This window comes from Bradyrhizobium sp. CCBAU 45384 (genome assembly GCF_028128665.1).
GTDB classification, from domain to species: Bacteria; Pseudomonadota; Alphaproteobacteria; order Rhizobiales; family Xanthobacteraceae; genus Bradyrhizobium; species Bradyrhizobium manausense.
On the sequence record NZ_LBIZ01000094.1, the window covers coordinates 1 to 20,351 of the forward strand.

Below are 20,351 nucleotides of genomic sequence, written 5' to 3' on the forward strand. Positions count from 1 at the left end.
ACCACCCATGAGTCACAGAAAATCTGATTTGTGAATCCCATCCACCCCGATAACGTGAAAAATTCTGCCAAAGTAGTGCTAGGTTCCGCTGATCGCGGCCACGGCTGTCGAAGGCCCGATTCGGCCCTGTGTTATTTTTCCGGTTTTGTGCAGATTTTCTTCGGTTTCGTGCAGGCCCGCCGCGCCAGCCCGCCCCTAGCTTCCTCCCAACGACACGAGATCGCCGGTTCGCCGGCTTGGGAGGATTGCCATGAGCATCGCGCTGGCCGACGCCGGAGGCGCGTCCGTTGCAAGGGCCGGTGATGCCGGCAAGGGCGTGTTTGCCTACTGTTCGCAGCAATATCGCGTCCTGTTCGGTGCCGGCACCTCGGCGCGACTCGGCGAGGAGGCAGAGCGCCTCGGCATCAAGCGGGCGCTGGTGCTGACCACAAGCGAGCAGCACGACCTCGGGCGGCGGCTCGGCACGGGCCTCGGTGACAGGCTCGCCGGGCTGTTTGCCGGCGCACGCATGCATACGCCGGTTGAAGTCACCAACGAAGCGCTTGGGATTGTGGAGTCCCGCGACATCGACGGCCTGGTCGCGATCGGGGGCGGCTCGACGGTCGGACTCGGCAAGGCGCTCTCGCTGCGCACTGGGTTGCCGCATATCGCGATGCCGACCACCTATGCCGGCTCCGAGATGACGCCGATTCTTGGCGAGACCAGCAACGGCATCAAGACCACGCAGCAATCCCAGGATCTGGTGCCTGATACCGTCATCTACGACGTCGATCTCACCATCAGCCTGCCGCCGCACATTTCCGCCGCCAGCGGCCTGAACGCGATCGCCCACGCCGTCGAGGCGCTTTATGCGCCCGACGCCAATCCTCTGACCTCGCTGATGGCGGAGGATGGCATCGCCGCGCTCGCCCGCGGGCTGCCGCGCATCATGGTGGCGCCCGCCGATCCCGGCGCCCGTCGCGATGCGCTCTATGGCGCCTGGCTGTGCGGCATCTGCCTCGGCGCGGTCGGCATGTCGCTGCACCACAAGCTCTGCCACGTGCTGGGCGGTATGTTCAACCTGCCGCATGCGGAAACTCACGCGATCGTGCTGCCGCACGCCGCCGCCTACAACGCCGCCGCCGCGCCTGAGGCCATGGCTCGCGTCGCGCGGGCGCTGCACAGCGCCAATGCTCCGCAGGGCCTATTTGACCTTGCCCGGCGGCTCGCGCTGCCGCGCGCGCTCGCCGACATCGGAATGCCCGAGGACGGCATCGCACGCGCCGCGGAGATGGCGGTGCGCAACCCCTATGCCAATCCAAGACCGATTGATCGCGCACCGATCGAGCAATTGATCGCGGCAGCCTGGCGCGGCGATGCGCCTGCGCAGGAGTGAATCTCAGGGATCCAAGGACAACACCATGGCCAATTTCAACGAGCATAACCTCACTGACGAGGTGATCAGCAGCTTCGCCAACACGCCGAACCAGCGGCTCAAGTTCCTCATCGAGGAGACCGTGAAATCGCTGCACGATCTGGTGCGCCGCACCGAACTCACCTTCGAGGAATGGAATCAGGCGATCGAGTTCCTGACCCGCGCCGGCCAGACCTGCACGCCGCTGCGCCAGGAGTTCATCCTGCTCTCCGACGTGCTCGGCGTCTCGATGCTGGTCGACGCCGTCAATCACCGCGAGCGCGAGGGCGCGACCGAGACCACGGTGCTCGGCCCGTTCTATGTCGGCGAGCACCGCGTTATGCCGCACGGTGCCAATATCTCCGAAGGCATCGACGGTGAAGTGATGTTCGTGCAGAGCCGCGTCACCGACCTCGCCGGCAAGCCGCTCGCCGGTGCCGAGATCGACGTCTGGCATGCCGACGACGACGGCTTCTACGATTCGCAGAAGGCCGATTACGCGACCCACGGTCCGTCGCTGCGCGCGCGCTTCGTCACCGATGCCGACGGCCGCTTCTCGTTCCGCACGATCTTGCCGTGCAGCTATCCGATCCCGACCGACGGCCCGGTCGGCGATCTCATCACCGCTACGCAGCGTCATCCGATGCGCCCCGCGCATGTGCACTTCCTGGTCAAGGCCGAAGGCTACGAGCCGCTGATCACCCACGTCTTCCTGGACGGCGACCAATATCTGCGCAGCGACGTGGTGTTCGGCGTCAAGGACGAGCTTATCGCGCCCGTCGAGCCGCGCAACGAAGCCGCGCTGCCGAACGGCGAGCGGGTCTCCCGCCCGTGGCACCTGATGACCTACGACTTCCAGATGAAGCCCGGCGCAGGGCTGGTGCCCCGGCCGATGATGGCCGGGCAATGACGATCGCAACCAACAAGACGACGAAGGAGAGGATGATGACCAGCAAACCGATCGAGACCGACGTGCTTGTCGTCGGCAGCGGCCCGGCCGGCGCGACGGCGGCGGCGCTGCTTGGCATGTACGGCGTCAAGCACATCCTGGTGACGAAATATGGCTGGCTGGCTGACACGCCGCGCGCCCACATCACCAACCAGCGTGCGATGGAGGTGCTGCGCGATCTCGGCCTCGAGGACAAGGCGGTGGCGCAGGCGGTGCCGCAGCATCTGATGGCGAACAACGTGTTCTGCGAAAGCCTCGCCGGCGAGGAGTTCGGCCGGCTCTATTCCTGGGGCAATCATCCCTCGCGCAAGGCGGATTACGATCTCGCCAGCCCGACCCGGATCTGCGACCTGCCGCAGAATTTGCTCGAGCCGATCCTGATCGAGGCCGCCGGCCAGCGCGGCACTTCGCTCTGCTTCAACACCGAGTTCGTCGACCTGGTGCAGGATGCCGACGGCGTCACGGCAACGGTGAAGGATCGGCTATCCGGCGAGACCTACCAGATCCGCGCGAAATATCTGATCGGCGCCGATGGCGGCCGCAGCCGGGTTGCCGAGGTGATCGGGCTGCCGATGGAGGGTCAGATGGGCCGCGCCGGCAGCATGAACATCATCGTGCAGGCGGACTTGAGCAAATACGTCGCGCACAGGCCGAGTGTACTCTATTGGGTGCTGCAGCCGGGCGCTGAGATCGGCGGCATCGGCGCCGGCCTGATCCGCATGGTGCGGCCCTGGAACGAATGGCTGATCATCTGGGGCTACGACATCGAGCAGGGCGAGCGCAAGCTCAGCAATGACGAGGCGATCTCGATCGTGCGCAATCTCGTCGGCGACGAGACGCTGGAGGTCAAGGTCCGCTCGACCTCGACCTGGACCGTGAACGAGATGTATGCGGGCCACTACGCGTCCGGCCGCGTGTTCTGCGCCGGCGATGCCGTGCACCGCCATCCGCCGAGCAACGGCCTCGGCTCCAACACCTCGATCCAGGACTCCTATAATTTGTGCTGGAAGCTGAAGCTGGTGCTAGAGGGCCATGCGGCTCCGTCGCTGCTCGAGACTTATTCGGCCGAGCGCCAACCGGTCGGCAAGCAGATCGTGACCCGCGCCAACAAGAGCATCGGCGAGTTCCCGCCGATCTTCGAGGCGGTGGGACTTGTCGCCTCGACCGATCCGATTGAGGCGCGCAAGGCGATCGCCGCGCGCAAGGCGCCGACCGCCGAGGGCAAGGCGCGCCGCAAGAAGCTCTATGAGGCCATCTCCATCAAGAGCTACGAGTTCAACTGCCACGGCGTCGAGATGAACCAGCGCTATGGCTCGACCGCCGTGGTGTCCGACGGCACGCCGATGCCGGCATTCAGCCGCGATCACGAACTTTATTATCAGGCCACCACCTGGCCCGGCGCGCACTTGCCGCATGTCTGGGTCGAGCATCGCGGCCAGCGCAAATCGACGCTCGATCTTGTTGGCAAGGGCCGTTTCACGCTGCTCACCGGGCTCGGGGGCGACGGCTGGAAGGCGGCGGCTGCCGCAGTCGAGAAGGCCTACGGCCTGCCGGTCGATGTCGTCACCATCGGCCCGCAAGGCTGCGATGCGCTCGACATCTATGCCGACTGGTATCGCCAGAGCGAAGTCGACGAGGACGGCTGCGTGCTGGTGCGTCCCGACATGTATGTCGCCTGGCGTGCCAGAGAGGCGGCAGTGAATGCCCCCGACGTGCTGCTCGACGTGTTCGGCCAGATCCTCGGCCGTAGTGCGAAGGCGCAGGCGAAGTCCGTCGCCGCGTGATGCGACGCTGCCCGGATAGTTTTTCAGAACGGAATGAACGGCAGCCGGCTTGAAGACCGGCTTGCCTCAAGGGAGGGAAAAAATGACCAAAGACCTATTGAACATCAAGTCTTTCGATCGCCGCCGTGTACTGCAGGGCATCGCCGGTGGGCTCACAGCCGCAGGCTCGACGACTTTGTTCGCGCCGGCGCTGAACAGGCGTGTGCAGGCCATGCGCGCGGAAGTCGTGAAAGGCTAAGCAACTCGACGGCTCGGTCGAGCGCTCAATTGCATTGAAACCTCCCATAGGCGCCTTTGTGAAAGACCAGCGGATTGCAGGTCGCTTCCTCGCCCGAGAGCACCTCTCCCAGAATGATATCGTGATCGCCCGCCTTGTGCACGGCGGCAATCCGGCAGCAGAGTTGAGCGGCGGCCCCTTGCAGTAGCGGCAAGCCGTCAGTGCTGAAGGCAATGGCGAGATCGTCGAAGCGGTTCTTGAGCTTCCCGGTGAAACGCGCCGACAGGTCGGACTGATGGTGGCCGAGGATGTTCACGGAAAATAGTCCGCGTTGCCGGATCGCTGCACCCGTCGCGCTGCCCTCATTGGTGCAGAATAGCAGCATGCAGGGCTGCAGCGACACCGATGTCAGCGAGTTGATGGTCGCGCCGAACAACTCGCCCTGCCATTCCGTCGCGACGATGGCGACGCCGGTCGGGAAGGCGCCCATCACGGAACGAAACAGCTTGGGATCGATGGTCTGCATGTTCATGTCACTACAGTCCCTTGAGCAAGCGACGGAGCGGCGTTGCCGCTCCGTCTGCAAGAGTCACTTTTTCATCATGTGATAGCTGAGCTCGCCGGGGTCGGTGAGATCGGGCACCTTCCAGCCGTCGAGGTCGTATTCGGCCATGCAGTCCTCGGCAAAGCCCTTGAAGCGGTCGGCATTGCCGCTCGCCTGTGCGCCGAACAGGCAGTAGCGGCGGATCTCCTCGGTCGAGCCGCCATAGTTGATCTCGTAGAGCTCGTGTCGCCCCCCGAACTCGCTGCCGATGCAATCCCACAGCAGCTTGAGCAGCTTGACGCGCTCCTCGGCCTTGTAACCGTTGGAGCCGCGCAAGTAACGATCGAGATAGGGGCGGATCTCGGCGTTCTTGAAATCGCTGGAATGGCTGTTGAGATAGATCAGGCCCGATGCCACGGTCTGCTCGATCAGATACTTAACCTTGGTGTAGGCCATGGTGGCGATGATCTGATAGGCGTTACCGGGATCCATGTTTGGCAGCACATAGTCGCCGATCCACGGCTTTGGATCTCTGACCATCGCATCCGACAGGCTCCAGAACAGGTTTCGCCAGGCGATGACCTCGCCGACATTGGCCTGCACGCCGCGATAATCCTTGGTGCCGGCGGCCTCCGTCGCTTTCAGCAAAAGCCCGCTGATGAAGTCGAGCTTCACCGCAAGCCGCGTGCAGCCATGCACGACAAAGCGCGGCAAAAAGCCGGTGCGCGGGAAGAAATTGTTCGCCTTCTCGATGTCGCCATAGACGAAGACGTTCTCCCAGGGCACCAGCACTTTGTCGAGGATGAACACGGCGTCGTTCTCATCGAGCCGGCTCGAGATCGGATAATCGAACGGGCTGCCCATCACGCTCGCGCTCATCTCATAGGACGTGCGGCAGATGAACTTTACGCCGGGTGCGTTGGTCGGCACCATGAACACGACCGCGAACTTCTTGTCCTGGAGGGGAATCAGGCCGTGATGGGCGACGAAGGTGTAGTTCGTCAGCACAGATCCCGTCGCGACCACCTTTGCGCCCGACACGATCAGGCCGGCGTCGGTCTCTTTCTCGATATGGCAGCAGACGTCGGCGACCTCGTTCGGCGGCCGGTCGCGATCGACGGGTGGATGGATGATCGCGTGGTTGATGAAGGGCACTCGCTCCTGGGAGAATTTGTACCAGCGCTTGGCGTTGTCCTGGTACGGATCGTAGAAGTCGGAATTGGCGCCGAGGGTCGCCAGGAACGCAGCCTTGTAATCCGGTGCGCGGCCCATCCAGCCATAGGTGATCTTGGCCCATTCGGCGATTGCGTTGCGGCCCGCGATCAGATCCTGCATCGACTTCGGCGCCTTGAAGAAGGCGTGCGTCGTGCTGCCATTGCCGGTGTCGGTCGGCAGCAGCAGCTTGTCCTTGTGCTTGTCGTCGTGCAGCGCGTCGTAGAGGCGGGCGGTCATGCGCGCGGTGTTGCGGAAGGCCGGGTGCGTGGTGACGTCCTTGACCCGCTCGCCATAGATGTAGACGGCGCGACCGTCGCGCAGCGAATCCAGATATTCCGCGCCGGTCTGCGGCTTGGTCACTTTGACGTTGCCCGTGTGCTCCGGCGGAACCGCCATTGCCGCTGCTTTGCCTGCCATCGCATCATCTCCCCATTGTGTTCGATTATCGAACTAGTGTCCGTATTCCGAACTTGGCGAAACGATACGGCCGGCCCTCGCGATTGGCAAGGGGAAGGTATCGATCACACCGTCATCGCGGAGACCTGCTCGGCGATGCGGTTGAGCTCGGGGAGAAAGTGCTCGCGCATTTCGTTGCGCGTCGTCCGCGTCGAATGGGTCGACAGATTGATTGCGCCGACCGCCTGGCCGCTGCGGTCGAGCACGGGGACGGCCAGCGCGCGCAGGCCGCGCTCGAGCTCCTCGTCGACGATCGAAAAACGCTGCGCGCGGTCGGCGCGGATGCGGTCGAATAGTGCCTGCAGATCGGTGATGGTCTGTGGCGTATAGGCCTCGATGCGCTGCGATTTCAGCCGCCGCCAGATCTCGGCTTCATCAAGATAGCCGAACATGATGCGCCCGAGCGCGGTGTGCAGCGCTGGCAGGCGGCTGCCGACCGACAGCGTCGCGGACATGATTCTGCGGGCCGGCATGCGCGCGACATAGACGATGTCGTTGCCTTGCAGGATGGCCGCCGAGCAGGATTCACCGAGCCGCTCGCTCAGCTCGCGCATGAGCGGTGTTGCGCGATCGATCCAGCTTTGCGTCGACAGATACGCAAATCCGAGATCGAGGATCTGCGGCGCCAGCGAGAATGAACGGCCGTCCTGTTCGACATAGCCGAGCTGGGTCAGCGTCCGCAGCACGCGCCGTGCGGTGGCGCGCGAGAGATCAGCGACCTGGGCGGCCTCCGACAGCGTCATGCTGGGCCGGTGCCGGCCGAACGCGCCCAGCACCGCGAGGCCCTTGGCCAGCGTCGTCATGAATTCCTTGTCGTCGGGCTCGCCCTTGCGATGGCTCGGCTCGCCTTTGTCAGGTGTTGCAGCTTGCATCATTCGCTGGCCTGTTGACTCCATCTGAGCTCTGTCGGACACTGGTCGACATACGAACGTATGTTCGAATATCGAACGCCGGCCCGTGTGTCAATCGATCCACGATGAGAATCCGGCGCATCCAGAGGGGAGGACGCGCAGATGACCTGGCGCACGATCAGTTCGACTCATCGTCATTCCATCGACCGCCGCACGCTCCTGAAATACTCGGCCGCAACCGGCGCTGTGCTCGCGACGGGACTGAAGGCGCCCGCGATCGCGCAGATGCGCGCGATCAAGCTCGGCTACGTCTCGCCTCAGACCGGCCCGCTGGCGGCGTTCGCTGAGGCCGACAACTTCATCATTGCCGGGTTCAAGGAAGCGGCGAAGGCCGGCCTCAAGATCGGCAACGCCACCGTGCCTGTCGAGGTCATCGTCAAGGACAGCCAGTCCAATCCGAACCGCGCCGCCGAGGTCGCCAAGGATCTCATCGTCCAGGACAAGATCGACCTGATGCTGGTGGCCTCGACGCCGGAAACGACCAACCCCGTCTCGACCCAGTGCGAGATCGAGGAGGTGCCGTGCATCTCCACCGTGGCGCCGTGGCAGCCCTGGTTCATCGGCCGCCAGGCCAATCCAGGCGGTGGCCCGCCGGCGTGGAAGGGTTTCAACTACACCTATCACTTCTTCTGGGGGCTCGAGGACGTCATCGCCGTCTTCACCAACATGTGGGGCCAGGTTGCGACCAACAAATCCGTCGGCGGTCTCTTTCCCAACGACGGCGACGGCAACGCCTGGGGCGACAAGGCCGTCGGCTTTCCGCCGGTGCTCGACAAGGGCGGCTACAAGCTCACCGATCCCGGCCGCTACCAGAACCTCACCGACAATTTTTCGGCGCAGATCGGCGCATTCAAGGGCGCCAATTGCGAGATCATCACCGGCGTGGTGCTGCCGCCCGATTTCACGACCTTCTGGAAGCAATCGCTTCAGCAAGGTTTTAAGCCGAAGGTCGCCTCGATCGGCAAAGCCATCCTGTTCCCCGTCGGGGTCGAGGCGCTCGGCAAGGACGGGCACAATCTGTCGTCGGAGGTGTGGTGGTCGCCGAGCCATCCCTTCAAGTCGTCGCTGACCGGCGCGAGCGCCAAGGATCTTGCCGGCGCCTATGAGGCTGCGACCAAGAAGCAATGGACCCAGCCGATCGGATTTGCGCATGCGCTGTTCGAGGTCGCGGTCGACGTGCTCAAGCGCACGCCGGATCGCGACGGCAAGGCGATCGCCGCGACGATCGCCGCGACCAATCTCGACACCGTCGTCGGCAAGGTGCAGTGGGGCGGTGCGAATCTGCCGCCCTTCGCCGCCAAGAACGTCGCCAAGACTCCGCTGGTCGGCGGCCAGTGGCGGCTCAAGGACGGCAAGTACGATATTGTCATCACCGACAACAAGACGGTACCCGCGATTCCCGTCGGCGGCCAGATGGAGGCCATCGCCTGATCGCGCGGCGCGTTGATATCTCATGCTGCTGGAAGTCACGGGCTTAAGAAAAAGTTTTGGCTCGATCGTCGTCGCCGACGCTCTCGATCTCGTCGTCGCGCCCGGTGAAGCTGTCGGCATCATCGGCCCGAACGGCGCCGGCAAGACCACGCTGTTCAACCTGATCGCCGGCGGCCTGACGCCGACCGCCGGCCACATCCGCTTCGATGGCCGTGATCTTCTCGGTGTGGCGCCGCCTGCGCGCTGCCGTGCCGGCATCGGCCGCACCCATCAGATCCCGAAGCCGTTTGAAAAACTCACCGTGTTCGAGAACCTGCTGGTCGGTGCGGTCTATGGTCGCCAAAAGTCCGAGCGGGAGGTCGCGCAGGGCTGCGGCGAGATACTTGAGCGCCTCGGCCTGCTGAGGCGTGCCAACGCGCTGGCGGGCTCGCTGACGCTGCTGGAGCGCAAGCGGCTTGAGATGGCGCGCGCGCTCGCGACCGCCCCAAAACTCCTGCTCCTCGATGAGATCGCCGGCGGGCTGACCGAGGGTGAATGCGGCGAGCTCGTCGCCACCATCCGCGAGATCCGCAAGACCGGCGTCGCGATCCTCTGGATCGAGCATGTCGTGCACGCGCTGCTCGCGGTGATCGACCGCCTGGTTGTGCTCAATTTCGGCCGCAAGATCGCGGAGGGTGAGCCGAAAGCGGTGATGCAGCGGCCCGACGTGCATCAGATCTATATCGGCATCGAGGCTTGAGCCATGGCCCTCCTGGAGACGCACAATCTCACAGCCTTCTACGGGGACTTCCAGGCGCTCTACGGCATCGACACCACGCTGGAGAAGGGTGAGACCATTGCCATCATCGGTGCCAACGGTGCGGGCAAGTCGACCTTCCTCAAGTCCATCGCAGGACTCATTCACGGCTCGGCCGACAGCGTACTGCTCGATGGCAACCCGATCGGAGCTCGCCCCGCGGCCGAGATCGTCAAGCTTGGCATTGCGCTCGTGCCGGAGGGACGCCGGCTGTTTCCCTCGCTCACCGTCGAGGAGAACCTCTTGATCGGCGGCTATGGCCGCAAGACGTCGGGACCGTGGACACTCGATCGCGTCCGAGCCCTGTTTCCCATCCTGAAGGAGCGGCGATCCTCGGCGACGCCGACCCTGTCGGGCGGCCAGCAGCAGATGGTCGCGATCGGGCGTGCCCTGATGTCCAATCCGCGCATTCTCCTCTGCGACGAGATCAGCCTGGGGCTGGCGCCGATCGTCATCGCCGACATCTATGCCGCGCTGCCGAGAATAAAGGCGGAGGGCACCAGCGTCGTGCTGGTCGAGCAGGACGTCGTGCAGGCGATGAAGGTCGCCGACCGCGTCTACTGCTTCCAGGAGGGACGGCTGTCGCTCACCGGCCGCCCGCGCGATCTCACGCGCGACCAAATTCACCGCGCCTATTTCGGGACGTGAGATGACCGGCTGGATCGACGCAGTGATACAAGGCGTTCTGCTCGGTGGTCTCTATGCGCTGTTCGCCGCCGGGCTGTCGCTCATGTTCGGTGTCATGCGGCTCGTCAACCTCGCCCATGGCGACCTCATCGTGCTCGCCGCGTTTGCGATCCTCGTCGTCGCGACGAAACTCGGCCTCGATCCCTTCGTTGCCGTGCTGGTGGCGATGCCGATCCTGTTCGTCCTCGGCTTTGCGCTCCAGCACGTATTGCTTAATCGCACGCTCGGGCGCGATCTGCTGCCGCCGCTGCTCGTCACTTTTGGGCTCTCGATCATCATCCAGAACGGCCTGCTGCAGACTTTCTCCGCGGACAGCCAGCGGCTGCGTTCAGGCCCCATCGAGACCGCCTCGATCCCGCTTGGTGGCGGCATTGCGGTCGGCGTCGTGCCGCTGCTGACGCTGCTATCAGCCATTGCCGTGATCGTGCTGCTCAATTTCATTTTCTACCGCACGCCTGTTGGACGCGCGTTTCGCGCCACGTCGGATGATCTCGAAGTTGCCCAGCTCATGGGTGTCGATCACAGGCGGATCTTCGCCGTCGCGATGGGGCTTGCCTTCGTCGTGATCGGGATCGCGGCGCTGTATCTCGGATTGCGGGCGAACTTCGATCCGACCATCGGCCCGGCGCGGCTGCTTTACGCTTTCGAGGCCGTGATCATCGGCGGCCTGGGTAGCTTTTGGGGAACGCTCGCAGGGGGCATCGTGCTCGGGCTCGCCCAGACCATCGGCGCGCGCATCGACCCGGAGTGGCAGATCCTGGCCGGCCATTTCGCCTTCCTCGCGGTGCTCGTGGTGCGGCCGCGCGGCCTGTTTCCGCGCGCGCAGGATTGACCGCGATGGATGATTCCGCAGCGAAGCCCGCACAGACCTTCCGCATCGAAACCGCGGGCGGCGCTCCGCGCATCGCCGCGTCCATCGCCGTCCTCATCGTCCTGGTGCTGGTGCTGCTGCCGATGGTTGCCAGCCGCACCCTGGTTCAGGATTTCATCTTCCTGTTCTACATGCTGGCGCTGGCGCAATGCTGGAACCTGCTCGCAGGCTATGCCGGCCTGATCTCGGTAGGCCAGCAGGCCTTTGTCGGCCTCGGCGGCTATCTCCTGTTTGCGCTGACGCTGATCGGTGGACTCAATCCGCTGCTTGCGATCCCGCTCGCAGGCGTCATCTCCGCATTGTGCGCGCTGCCGACGGCGCTGATCGTGTTCCGCCTGCGCGGTGCCTATTTTGCGATCGGGACCTGGGTGGTGGCCGAGGTCTATCGTCTCGTCTTCGCGCAGATCAAGCCGCTCGGCGGCGGCACCGGCACCTCGCTCACGTCATCGGTTACCTCATCCGTGCCCGGCATCGAACAGGTGAGGGCATTGCTCGACGTGCGCACGCCGGCGGCGCGCGACATCGTTTCCTATTGGGTGGCGCTGACGCTCGTGGTCGCCACGCTCGCCGCCGTCTACTTCATCTTGCGCTCGCGCCGTGGCCTCGCACTCGGCGCAATCCGCGACCAGGAGGCCGCCGCCGCGGGTCTCGGCGTCGACATCTACCGCATCAAGCTCGCCGTCTATGTCGCGACCGCGGCCATGACCGGCATGATCGGTGCGTTGATCTATCTCCAGAAGGCGCGGATCTCGCCGGATGCCGCCTTCTCGGTGCTGGATTGGACCGCCTACGTCATCTTCATCGTCGTGATCGGCGGCATCGGCACGATGGAAGGCCCGGTCATCGGCGCCGTCGTCTTCTATTTGATGCAGCGCTATCTCGCCGATTTCGGCGCCTGGTATCTGATCTTGCTGGGCACGCTCGGAATCCTGATCATGTTGTTCGCGCCGCGCGGCCTCTGGGGCCTAATCTTAAATTGGCGCGATGTAACGATCTTTCCAATTCGGCGACGGCTAACCACCTCGCGCCGATGATCGGCTACCCGTCGGGCAAAACACCCTTCACCCCGTCAACGCCTCTCCACAAAAATATTCCACTTTACCGAAATTCGGAAACAGCGTATATATCGCCGCATCCTGGCTCATCCTCGAGGGGCGATCTCGAGTCGTCTTGATTGCGAGCCGGGCTTGCGGTGGACGCGGGCAGCGTTGGGTGCGAGAGGAGCGGGCAGGGCGGTAGTCCCTGTGAGCCCGAAACCTTCGCGCGGACGAACGGCGCTGTCAGGTTCGTCTCGCCGGCATGCTTCCGGCAACGTCGACAAGGCCGGACGATCATGCGGCGAACTCGCGAACCCCAGCGTACGGCAAAACCGTGTGGTCCTGGCCGTCGTCGCTACGGTCAAGCCTTTGCGGAGGTGTGGAGCGCCCAACCGGGCTGGCCACATCGTCAATCTGCGGGCGAGGGAGGCCAGAAGGAATTCGGCTCCCGGGAGAGCACGGCATAAGCCGTCAAACCACTGCGCAGGGAAGGCCGAGTGTTCGGCACCACCTGTATCATGCTGTGCGGTCTTTTTGCGCTACATTTTCGCGCAGCGGACCGCGGGTGCGAGGTCGGCACCCGGTCTTCCCTGCGCCCTTGTGGATTTACGAGGGCGGAACGATGAGCAAGGCTCGGGCGAAATGCGCCGCGAGAACGCGAGCGCGCGTCCGCAGTTGCGCTGCCGTCCAAGATTCCTGTTGTCCCCGGACTCCGACGCCTCTAGCATCGCCTCAAAACGGGCATCGGGACGAAATTCGCCGCGAGGACATCATGCGCTGCATCAGTCCGTTGCTGCTGGCCGGTTATGTGCTGGGATCCCTGCTGTTCGCATCAGTGGAACCCGGTCACGCGCAGGGAATTCCGCAAAACATTCCGAGGAAGGATCTGCTGATCCTGGAAAACCCGGAAGGCACCGTCAAGAACGCCGGCTGGTTCAACATCTGGGTGATCAACGCCAACTCGCAGTCCAACGGGCTGCAGCAGGCCGCGCTTGATACGCTCTGGTACATCGATCCCGAGAGCGGTCTCGACGGCGTCTGGGACAATTCGCTGGCCGCCGACAAGCCGCAATACAACGCCGACTTCACCGAAATGACGGTCAAGCTGCGCAGCGGCATCTTCTGGAGCGACGGCGTCGAATTCACCGCCGACGACGTCGTCGCAACCGTGACCACCCAGATCAAAAACCCGGCGATGCGCTTCAGCGCGGTGCTGACGAGCAACGTCGCCTCCGTCGAGGCGCCGGATGCCCACACCGTCGTGTTCAAGCTCAAAAAGCCCAATTCACGCTTCCACGCCAACTTCACGGTGCGCTGGGGCGCGGTGTGGATCCTGCCCAAGCACGTCTTCGACAAGGTCGAGGATCCCGTCAAATTCGACTTCAACAAGCCGGTCTCGCTCGGCGCCTATGTGCTGCACAGCTACGATCCCGACGGCAAATGGTACATCTGGCAGCTTCGCGATGACTGGCAACGCACCACCCTGGCGCGCTTCGGCAAGCCGGGTCCGAAATATCTCGCTTATGTCGATCCCGGGCCGCCCGACAAACGGGTGATCGCGCAGCTCAATCATGAGCTCGACGTCGTCCACGACATCGCGCCGGAAGGCATGTTCGCCCTCGCCAAGCAGAGCAAGACGACGCGGGCCTGGTTCAAGGGATTCCCTTACGGCCATCCCGATCCGACGCTTCCCGCCGTCATCTTCAACACCCAGAACGAGAACTTCAAGAATCCGGACGTGCGCTGGGCGCTGGCGCTGTTGATCGACATCAAGGCCGTGGCGATGGCGGCCTATCGCGGCGCTGCCACCATCTCGGCGATCGGCGTGCCGCCGACCGGAACCCATCCGGCCACCTATCACGCGCCGATGGAGGCCTGGCTCGAGAGCTTCGAGATCGACACCGGCAAGCGCAAGATCAAGCCGTATGACCCGACCATCGGCAAGCAGATCGCCGACATGCTGCGGCCGTCCATGGGCGAGCAGATCCCGGCCGATCCGGCAGAGATCGCCAAGGCGTTCGGGCGGGGCTGGTGGAAGACCGATCCGGTCGCGGCGCAGGAGCTGCTGGAGAAGGCAGGCTTTACTAAGCGCGGCGGCGCCTGGGTCACGCCCGACGGAAAACCCTTCAGCGTCCGTGTCATGGTCGAAGGCGATCTGCGTCCGGTGATGACGCGGGCCGGAACGATGATCGTGCAGCTGTGGAAGCAGGCGGGCATCGACGCCAAGATCGACGTCGCGCAAGGCACGCTGCCGACGCGGCGTGCCGCCGGTGATTTCGACACCTTCATTGGCTGGAGCGTCGAGACCTGGGGCGGCCACCAGGACCTGTCCTATTTCCTCGACAGCTGGCATTCGCAATTCGTCGCCGAGCCGGGCAAGCCGCAGCCGCTGCGCAACTGGCAGCGCTGGTCCAATCCCGCGCTCGACAAGATCATCGAGGAGATCCGCACCGTCGGCTTTGACGATCAGAGGTCGATCGAGCTCGGCAAGGACTACGTCAAGCTCGCGGTGAAGAAGATGCCGACCATTCCGCTGATGGCCTACAACGTGTTCACCGCGATGGACCAGACCTACTGGACCGGCTTTCCGACATCGGAAAATCCCTACACCAATCCCGTGCCGAACTGGGGCAATTCGCGTTACATGTTCGTGCGGCTGAAGCCGGCAAGTTAGGACGCGATGACATCTAGGCGACCGCATCTGCCAGAGCGACCTTGCCGAGCGTCCCGGGTGCTGCCATGAGCGGGTACGCCGGCTATGTCGGCCGCCGGCTCGCGCAGTTCCTGCTCGTCGTCTTCATCGGCATCAACATCGCCTATGTCATCACGCATGCCTCGCCGATCGATCCCGTCGAGCAATCGATCTCGGCGGTGACCTCCTTCGGCAACACCGCGCCCGATGCGATCGAACAGATGCGCCGTTCCTTGCGTGAGCTCTATGGTCTCGGCGGCACGCCCGTTCAGCAATATCTGACGTTCTGGAAGCGGATCCTGAGCGCCGATTTCGGTCCGTCGCTGTCGGCATTTCCGACCCCCGTCGGCACCCTGATCGGACGCGCGCTGCCCTGGACGGCGGGCCTGCTCACGGTTTCAACCCTGATCGCCTGGGTGCTTGGAAATCTGCTCGGAGGACTCGCCGGCTATTACCGGCAGAGCCGCGGGCTGAAGCTGATGGGGGTGATTGCCATGGGCCTTCATCCGATCCCCTATTACATCCTGGCCATGCTGCTGCTGATCCTGTTCGGTTTCATCTGGCCGGTGCTTCCGATCAGCGGCGGGGCGACGATGAATCTGGCGCAGACCCTGACACCCGAATTCGTCTGGAGCGTGCTGCTGCACGCGATCCTGCCGGCGCTGTCGCTGATCCTGATCGGCGTGGGCAGCTGGTTCCTCGGCATGCGTGCGCTGGTCGCCAATGTCCTCGCCGAAGACTACGTCGTTTATGCCGAGCTTGCCGGCGTGAAGTCCTGGCGCATCCTGACATCCTATGTGATGCGCAACGCGCTGGTGCCGCAGGTCACGGGCCTTGCGATGTCGCTCGGCAGCATCTTCAACGGCGCCGTGATCACCGAAAAGGTGTTTGGCTATCCCGGGCTCGGTTCGCTGCTGGTGGACGCCGTCTATGCCGGTGATTACGGCCTGGTCCTCGGCGTCACTACCATCTCGATCCTCGGCGTATCGGTTGGCGTGCTCGCGATCGATCTCTTGTACCCGCTGCTCGATCCCCGGGTGAAGGTCAGCTGATGGTCGTCTTTCTCCGCGACCTGCTGCGCTACAGGGCCGAATTCCGCATCGGGCTGGTGCTGGTTGCTGTCGTCCTGCTGCTGTCGGTGCTGGCGAGCTTTTCACCCTATCCGCCCGACAGCGTCTATGTGGTGCCGCCCGACCTGCCACCGTCTTTGACGTATTGGTTCGGCACCACGTCGCGCGGCCAGGACGTGTTCTGGCAGTTGAGCTTCGCCATCAGGAACACGCTGCTGTTTGGCGGCACCGTGGCCCTGGTCAGCCGCCTGATCGCGCTCGTGGTCGGGCTCGTCAGTGGCTACAAGGGCGGCTGGATCGATCGCGCGCTGATGGCCGTGAACGACACCTTCATCGTCATCCCGCTGCTGCCGGTCCTGGTGCTGTTCTATTTCGTGATGCGCGACCGCATCTCCTGGCTGATGCTGGCGCTGATCATGGCCTGTTTCGGCTGGGCCTATGATGCGCGGCTGATCCGCTCGATGGTGATGAGCTTGCGGCAACGCGAGTTCACCCAGACCAGCCTGTTCTCCGGAATGAGCACGCGGCAGATCCTGACCGAGGAGCATCTGCCCTATGTCCTGCCGATCCTGTTCTCCACGACCATGAACAACATGGTATGGTCGATCGGGCTCGAGGTGACGCTTGCCGTGCTCGGCTTCACCGACATCAACATCCCGACGATCGGCGGCATGATCTATTGGGCCAACCAGCACACGGCGATGGTTGCGGGCATCTGGTGGTGGATCGCCTTTCCGACCATCGCGGTGATCATGGCGTTCATCGGGCTGTTCCTGCTCGCGGTCTCGGTCAACGCCCATATCGATCCGAGAAGCCGGCTCTGGAACGTGGGAGGGGCTTCGTGATGCACGCGAGCGTCGAGCAGCCGCACGGGGAGCAGCATGTCCAGCCGCTTCTCGTCGTTCGCGACCTGCAGGCCTATTACCGGACCAGCCATGCCGGCGTCAGGCGCGCCATCCGTGCGGTTGACGGTGTCAGCTTCGCCGTGCGCCGCGGCGAGATCTACGGTCTCGCCGGGGAATCGAGCTCCGGAAAGACCACGCTGATCAAGAGCATTGCCGGCGCGATCAAGCCTCCGCTCGAGATCGTCGGCGGCAGCATGGAGTTTGCCTTCCTGCCTGGCTATGGCGGATTGCACCGCGCGCCGCCGGCGCAAGTGGAGCGGATTCGCTGGCGGCATCTCTCCTACATCATGCAGGGTTCGATGAATGTGCTGAACCCGGTGCGTCGCATCGGATCCTCGTTCGTCGATTTCGCCTATCCGCATATTGGCGGCAGCCGAAAGCAGTTCGAGCAGCAGGTGGTCGCCCATCTGGCTCGCGTCAAACTCGATCCGTCGGTGCTTTCGGCCTTTCCACACGAGCTCTCGGGCGGGATGCGGCAACGCGCCGCGCTTGCGCTGGCGACGATCTGCCGTCCCGGATTCATCATTGCCGACGAGCCGACCACCGCGCTCGACGTGGTGGTGCAGAAGGAGGTGCTGGGCATGATCCGCGGCATTCAGCGCGAAACCGGCTCGTCGGTGCTGTTCGTCACGCATGACATGGGCGTGCATGCGCATATCACCGACCGGCTCGCCATCATGTATGCCGGGCGCCTGGTCGAGGAGGCCGCGACGGCGGAAATCTTTCGCAACCCGCTACATCCCTATACCCAGAACCTCATCGCGAGCCTTCCGCGCATCGGCGAGGACGCGCCGCGCGCGGGGCTTGGCGGCGCGCCGCCAAATCTGGCCGATCCCCCTTCGGGTTGTCGCTTCCATCCGCGATGCCCGCTCGCAGGCGAGATTTGCAGCCGTGAGGTTCCGCTCATGCGCGAAGCGACCCCCGGGCATCGCGTGGCATGCTTCGCCGTCAACGGGGATGATAGGGCATGAACGATCTGCTGCTCGATGTCAGGGAGGTCAGCAAGACCTTCGTCCGCGGAAGGCTGCTATCGCGGGAGAAGATTGTCGCGGTGAACAAGGTGAGCCTCCAGCTCGCCGCCCAGCAGCCGGAGATCCTGGCGATCATCGGCGAATCCGGCAGCGGCAAGACGACGCTTGCCCGGATGATCCTGAACATGGTGACGCCGACCAGCGGCAGATTGCTGCTCGACGGCATCGACCTTGCGGCCATTAGCGGCAGTGCCGGCCGCTTGGCATTCATGCACAAGGTGCAGCCGATCTTCCAGAATCCGTTTGAATCCTTCAATCCCTTGAAGCGGGTTGAGCGGTATCTGCTTATGACGCGACGTCGTTTTGCGGCCGCGGCAGGAGAGAGTACGGCTACGACGGCCGTCGATGCGGCGCTGCACAAGGTGGGCTTGTCGCTCAAGGAGGTGGGCGGCAGGTACCCGCATGAGTTGTCGGGAGGACAGCTGCAACGGGTCGCGATTGCCCGTGCGCTGCTGGCCGAGCCGAAATTGATCGTGGCGGACGAGCCGGTCTCCATGATCGATGCGTCCTTGCGCATGTCGATCGTCAATCTGTTCAAGACGTTGCGGGACGAACTGGGGATATCGATCATCTATGTCACGCACGATCTGGCGACCGCCTACTACATCAGCGATCGTATCCTGATCATGCAGAAGGGCAGCGTCGTCGAAAGCGGTGATGCGCGAGCGGTGCTGAGGGCGCCGCGGCATCCCTGTACTCGCCAGTTGCGCGAAGCCGCTCTGTTGCCTCAAATTGCCGGCGGCGGCGCAAATGCCTCCGGTACGACCCAAGTCATTTGATCCAGGACATTCGAAGGCAGGGTATGAGAAAAGCTAGAGTTATGATGGATCGGGATTTTGCCATCGCTCACACCGATCCTCGCTTGTTCGGGGCCTTCGTCGAACATCTCGGACGGTGCGTCTATGGCGGCATCTACGAGCCGGGCCATCCGACAGCAGACGACAGGGGATTTCGCGGCGACGTGCTCGCTCTGGTGAAGGAGCTTGGCCCGACGATCATCCGATATCCCGGCGGCAATTTCGTCTCCGGCTACAATTGGGAAGACGGGGTCGGCCCAGCGGAGAAGCGGCCGGTGCGGCTCGACCTCGCATGGTTCAGCACCGAGCCCAACAGCTTCGGCACGAATGAATTCATGGATTGGTGCAAGGCTGCCGATGTCGAGCCGATGCTGGCGGTCAATCTCGGCACGAGGGGCGGCGAGGCCGCGGCCAACCTTGTGGAATACTGCAATCACCCGGGCGGATCGGCCTGGTCGGATCTGCGCCGCTCTCACGGCTGGGAGAAGCCGCACGGTGTCAGGTTCTGGTGCCTCGGCAACGAGATGGACGGCCCTTGGCAGATTGGACACAAGAGCGCGGCCGCCTACGGGCCGGTGGCGCTCGAAGCTGCCAAGATGATGCGGTGGGTGGACCCGAAGATCGAACTCGCGGTCTGCGGCTCTTGCGGGCGCAGCATGCCGACGTTCGGCACCTGGGAAGACACGGTGCTCGATCAAACCTTCGATCATGTCGACTACGTTTCGCTGCATACGTATCTCAACAACTATCGGCGAGACAGCGCAGCCTTTCTCGCCAGCCCCGACCTGATGGACCGCTTCATCGACGAGGTCGTCGCATTGGCGGATGCCGCGGCGGCGCGACGTCGATCCGACAAGCGCCTGATGTTGAATTTCGACGAATGGAACGTCTGGTATCGAACCCGCCGCAACCGGGCCGATCGGGTCAAGGAAGGCTGGCCCGTGGCGCCGCCGATTCTCGAGGAGATCTATACGATGGAGGACGCGCTGGTTTTCGGCGGCGCCTGCATCTCGCTGCTCAACCATGCCGATCGGGTGAAAGCGGCCTGCCTGGCGCAGCTCGTCAATGCCATCGCGCCGATCATGACCGAGACCGGCGGAGCCGCGTGGCGCCAGACCATCTTCTTCCCGTTCGCGCACATGAGCCGCTTCGGTCGCGGCAAGGTGCTACGCATCCAGGTCGAGTCGGACGCCTACGACACCACCTACTACGATCCCCGGGGACCTCTGGAGCTGACCTTTCCGATCGCCAATGTGCCGTACCTCAAGATGGCTGCCGTCGCGGGAGAGGCCGGGACTGTTTCGCTGTTCATGCTCAACCGCGACCTCAACCAGGAGATCGAGGTTAGCATCGATGCACGGAATTTCGGCCGGCTCGCCGTGGCTGATGCCTTTCAATTGCGTCACGACGATCTTCAGGCGACGAACACCAGGGACGCGCCGGCGCGTGTGAAGCCTCAGCCGTTGCAGGGCGTGAGCATCGTTGGCGCGCAGTTGCGTGCGGTGCTCGCGCCGGCGTCATGGAACGTGGTTCATCTGTCGGCGGGCTGAGGTTGGCGAGCGGAC

Annotated in this window: 18 protein-coding genes; 15 read left to right on the forward strand and 3 right to left on the reverse strand. The window is 63.8% G+C overall.

Annotated features, from left to right (window positions below; translation table 11 throughout):
* The first annotated feature begins 250 nt into the window (after positions 1–250).
* From XH80_RS08540 to XH80_RS08555, 4 genes are all read left to right on the forward strand, one after another.
* A complete protein-coding gene (locus XH80_RS08540; protein WP_271598216.1) occupies positions 251–1,375 on the forward strand; it encodes a maleylacetate reductase in 1,125 nt (374 codons plus the stop codon).
* 25 nt (positions 1,376–1,400) lie between these two features.
* The gene (locus XH80_RS08545) at positions 1,401–2,303 is read left to right on the forward strand and encodes an intradiol ring-cleavage dioxygenase (protein WP_271598217.1); all 903 of its coding nucleotides are present in this window, start codon (positions 1,401–1,403) and stop codon (positions 2,301–2,303) included.
* A 35-nt stretch (positions 2,304–2,338) separates the two neighbouring features.
* Entirely contained in the window at positions 2,339–4,126 is a 1,788-nt protein-coding gene (locus tag XH80_RS08550) for an FAD-dependent oxidoreductase (RefSeq protein WP_271598218.1), read from the forward strand.
* An 82-nt stretch (positions 4,127–4,208) separates the two neighbouring features.
* Entirely contained in the window at positions 4,209–4,364 is a 156-nt protein-coding gene (locus XH80_RS08555) for a hypothetical protein (protein WP_271598219.1), read from the forward strand.
* Positions 4,365–4,389: 25 nt separating this feature from the next.
* Here XH80_RS08555 and XH80_RS08560 read toward each other — a convergent pair whose 3' ends face one another.
* The 3 genes from XH80_RS08560 to XH80_RS08570 form a co-directional block, all read right to left on the reverse strand.
* The gene (locus tag XH80_RS08560) at positions 4,390–4,875 is read right to left on the reverse strand and encodes a flavin reductase family protein (protein WP_271598220.1); all 486 of its coding nucleotides are present in this window, start codon (positions 4,873–4,875) and stop codon (positions 4,390–4,392) included.
* 57 nt (positions 4,876–4,932) lie between these two features.
* Positions 4,933–6,519 (reverse strand): 4-hydroxyphenylacetate 3-hydroxylase N-terminal domain-containing protein, encoded by a 1,587-nt coding sequence (locus tag XH80_RS08565; protein WP_271598221.1) that lies wholly within the window; start codon positions 6,517–6,519, stop codon positions 4,933–4,935.
* Between the two features lie 104 nt (positions 6,520–6,623).
* Positions 6,624–7,433: an IclR family transcriptional regulator domain-containing protein gene (locus XH80_RS08570; protein WP_271598222.1), complete on the reverse strand. Its 810-nt coding sequence runs from the start codon at positions 7,431–7,433 to the stop codon at positions 6,624–6,626.
* Between the two features lie 138 nt (positions 7,434–7,571).
* Here XH80_RS08570 and XH80_RS08575 point away from each other — a divergent pair, with 138 nt between their 5' ends.
* The 11 genes from XH80_RS08575 (at position 7,572) to arfA (ending at position 20,336) form a co-directional block, all read left to right on the forward strand.
* On the forward strand, positions 7,572–8,900 hold the full coding sequence (locus tag XH80_RS08575; RefSeq protein ID WP_271598223.1) for an ABC transporter substrate-binding protein: 1,329 nt from the start codon (positions 7,572–7,574) through the stop codon (positions 8,898–8,900).
* A gap of 22 nt (positions 8,901–8,922) precedes the next feature.
* On the forward strand, positions 8,923–9,639 hold the full coding sequence (locus XH80_RS08580) for an ABC transporter ATP-binding protein (protein ID WP_271598224.1): 717 nt from the start codon (positions 8,923–8,925) through the stop codon (positions 9,637–9,639).
* A gap of 3 nt (positions 9,640–9,642) precedes the next feature.
* Entirely contained in the window at positions 9,643–10,344 is a 702-nt protein-coding gene (locus XH80_RS08585; protein ID WP_271598225.1) for an ABC transporter ATP-binding protein, read from the forward strand.
* A 1-nt stretch (position 10,345) separates the two neighbouring features.
* Positions 10,346–11,215, forward strand: a complete 870-nt coding sequence (locus tag XH80_RS08590; protein WP_271598226.1) for a branched-chain amino acid ABC transporter permease — start codon at positions 10,346–10,348, stop codon at positions 11,213–11,215.
* A 5-nt stretch (positions 11,216–11,220) separates the two neighbouring features.
* Positions 11,221–12,288 carry a branched-chain amino acid ABC transporter permease gene (locus tag XH80_RS08595; RefSeq protein ID WP_271598227.1) on the forward strand — a complete coding sequence of 356 codons (1,068 nt, stop codon included), beginning with the start codon at positions 11,221–11,223 and terminating at the stop codon, positions 12,286–12,288.
* A 775-nt stretch (positions 12,289–13,063) separates the two neighbouring features.
* Positions 13,064–14,965 carry an ABC transporter substrate-binding protein gene (locus XH80_RS08600; protein ID WP_271598228.1) on the forward strand — a complete coding sequence of 634 codons (1,902 nt, stop codon included), beginning with the start codon at positions 13,064–13,066 and terminating at the stop codon, positions 14,963–14,965.
* Positions 14,966–15,030: 65 nt separating this feature from the next.
* Positions 15,031–16,035, forward strand: coding sequence for an ABC transporter permease (locus tag XH80_RS08605; protein ID WP_271598229.1), 1,005 nt, complete (start codon positions 15,031–15,033; stop codon positions 16,033–16,035).
* Complete coding sequence (locus tag XH80_RS08610) at positions 16,035–16,898, forward strand: ABC transporter permease (RefSeq protein ID WP_271598230.1); 864 nt, start codon at positions 16,035–16,037, stop codon at positions 16,896–16,898. Before XH80_RS08605 ends, XH80_RS08610 begins: the two co-directional genes overlap by 1 nt.
* The gene (locus XH80_RS08615; RefSeq protein WP_271598278.1) at positions 16,898–17,929 is read left to right on the forward strand and encodes an ABC transporter ATP-binding protein; all 1,032 of its coding nucleotides are present in this window, start codon (positions 16,898–16,900) and stop codon (positions 17,927–17,929) included. The genes XH80_RS08610 and XH80_RS08615 overlap by 1 nt, the downstream gene beginning before the upstream one ends.
* Positions 17,926–18,768 carry an ABC transporter ATP-binding protein gene (locus XH80_RS08620; RefSeq protein ID WP_271598231.1) on the forward strand — a complete coding sequence of 281 codons (843 nt, stop codon included), beginning with the start codon at positions 17,926–17,928 and terminating at the stop codon, positions 18,766–18,768. Before XH80_RS08615 ends, XH80_RS08620 begins: the two co-directional genes overlap by 4 nt.
* Before the next feature lie 23 nt (positions 18,769–18,791).
* Positions 18,792–20,336 carry an arabinosylfuranosidase ArfA gene (arfA, locus tag XH80_RS08625; RefSeq protein WP_271598232.1) on the forward strand — a complete coding sequence of 515 codons (1,545 nt, stop codon included), beginning with the start codon at positions 18,792–18,794 and terminating at the stop codon, positions 20,334–20,336.
* The last annotated feature ends 15 nt before the right edge of the window (positions 20,337–20,351 follow it).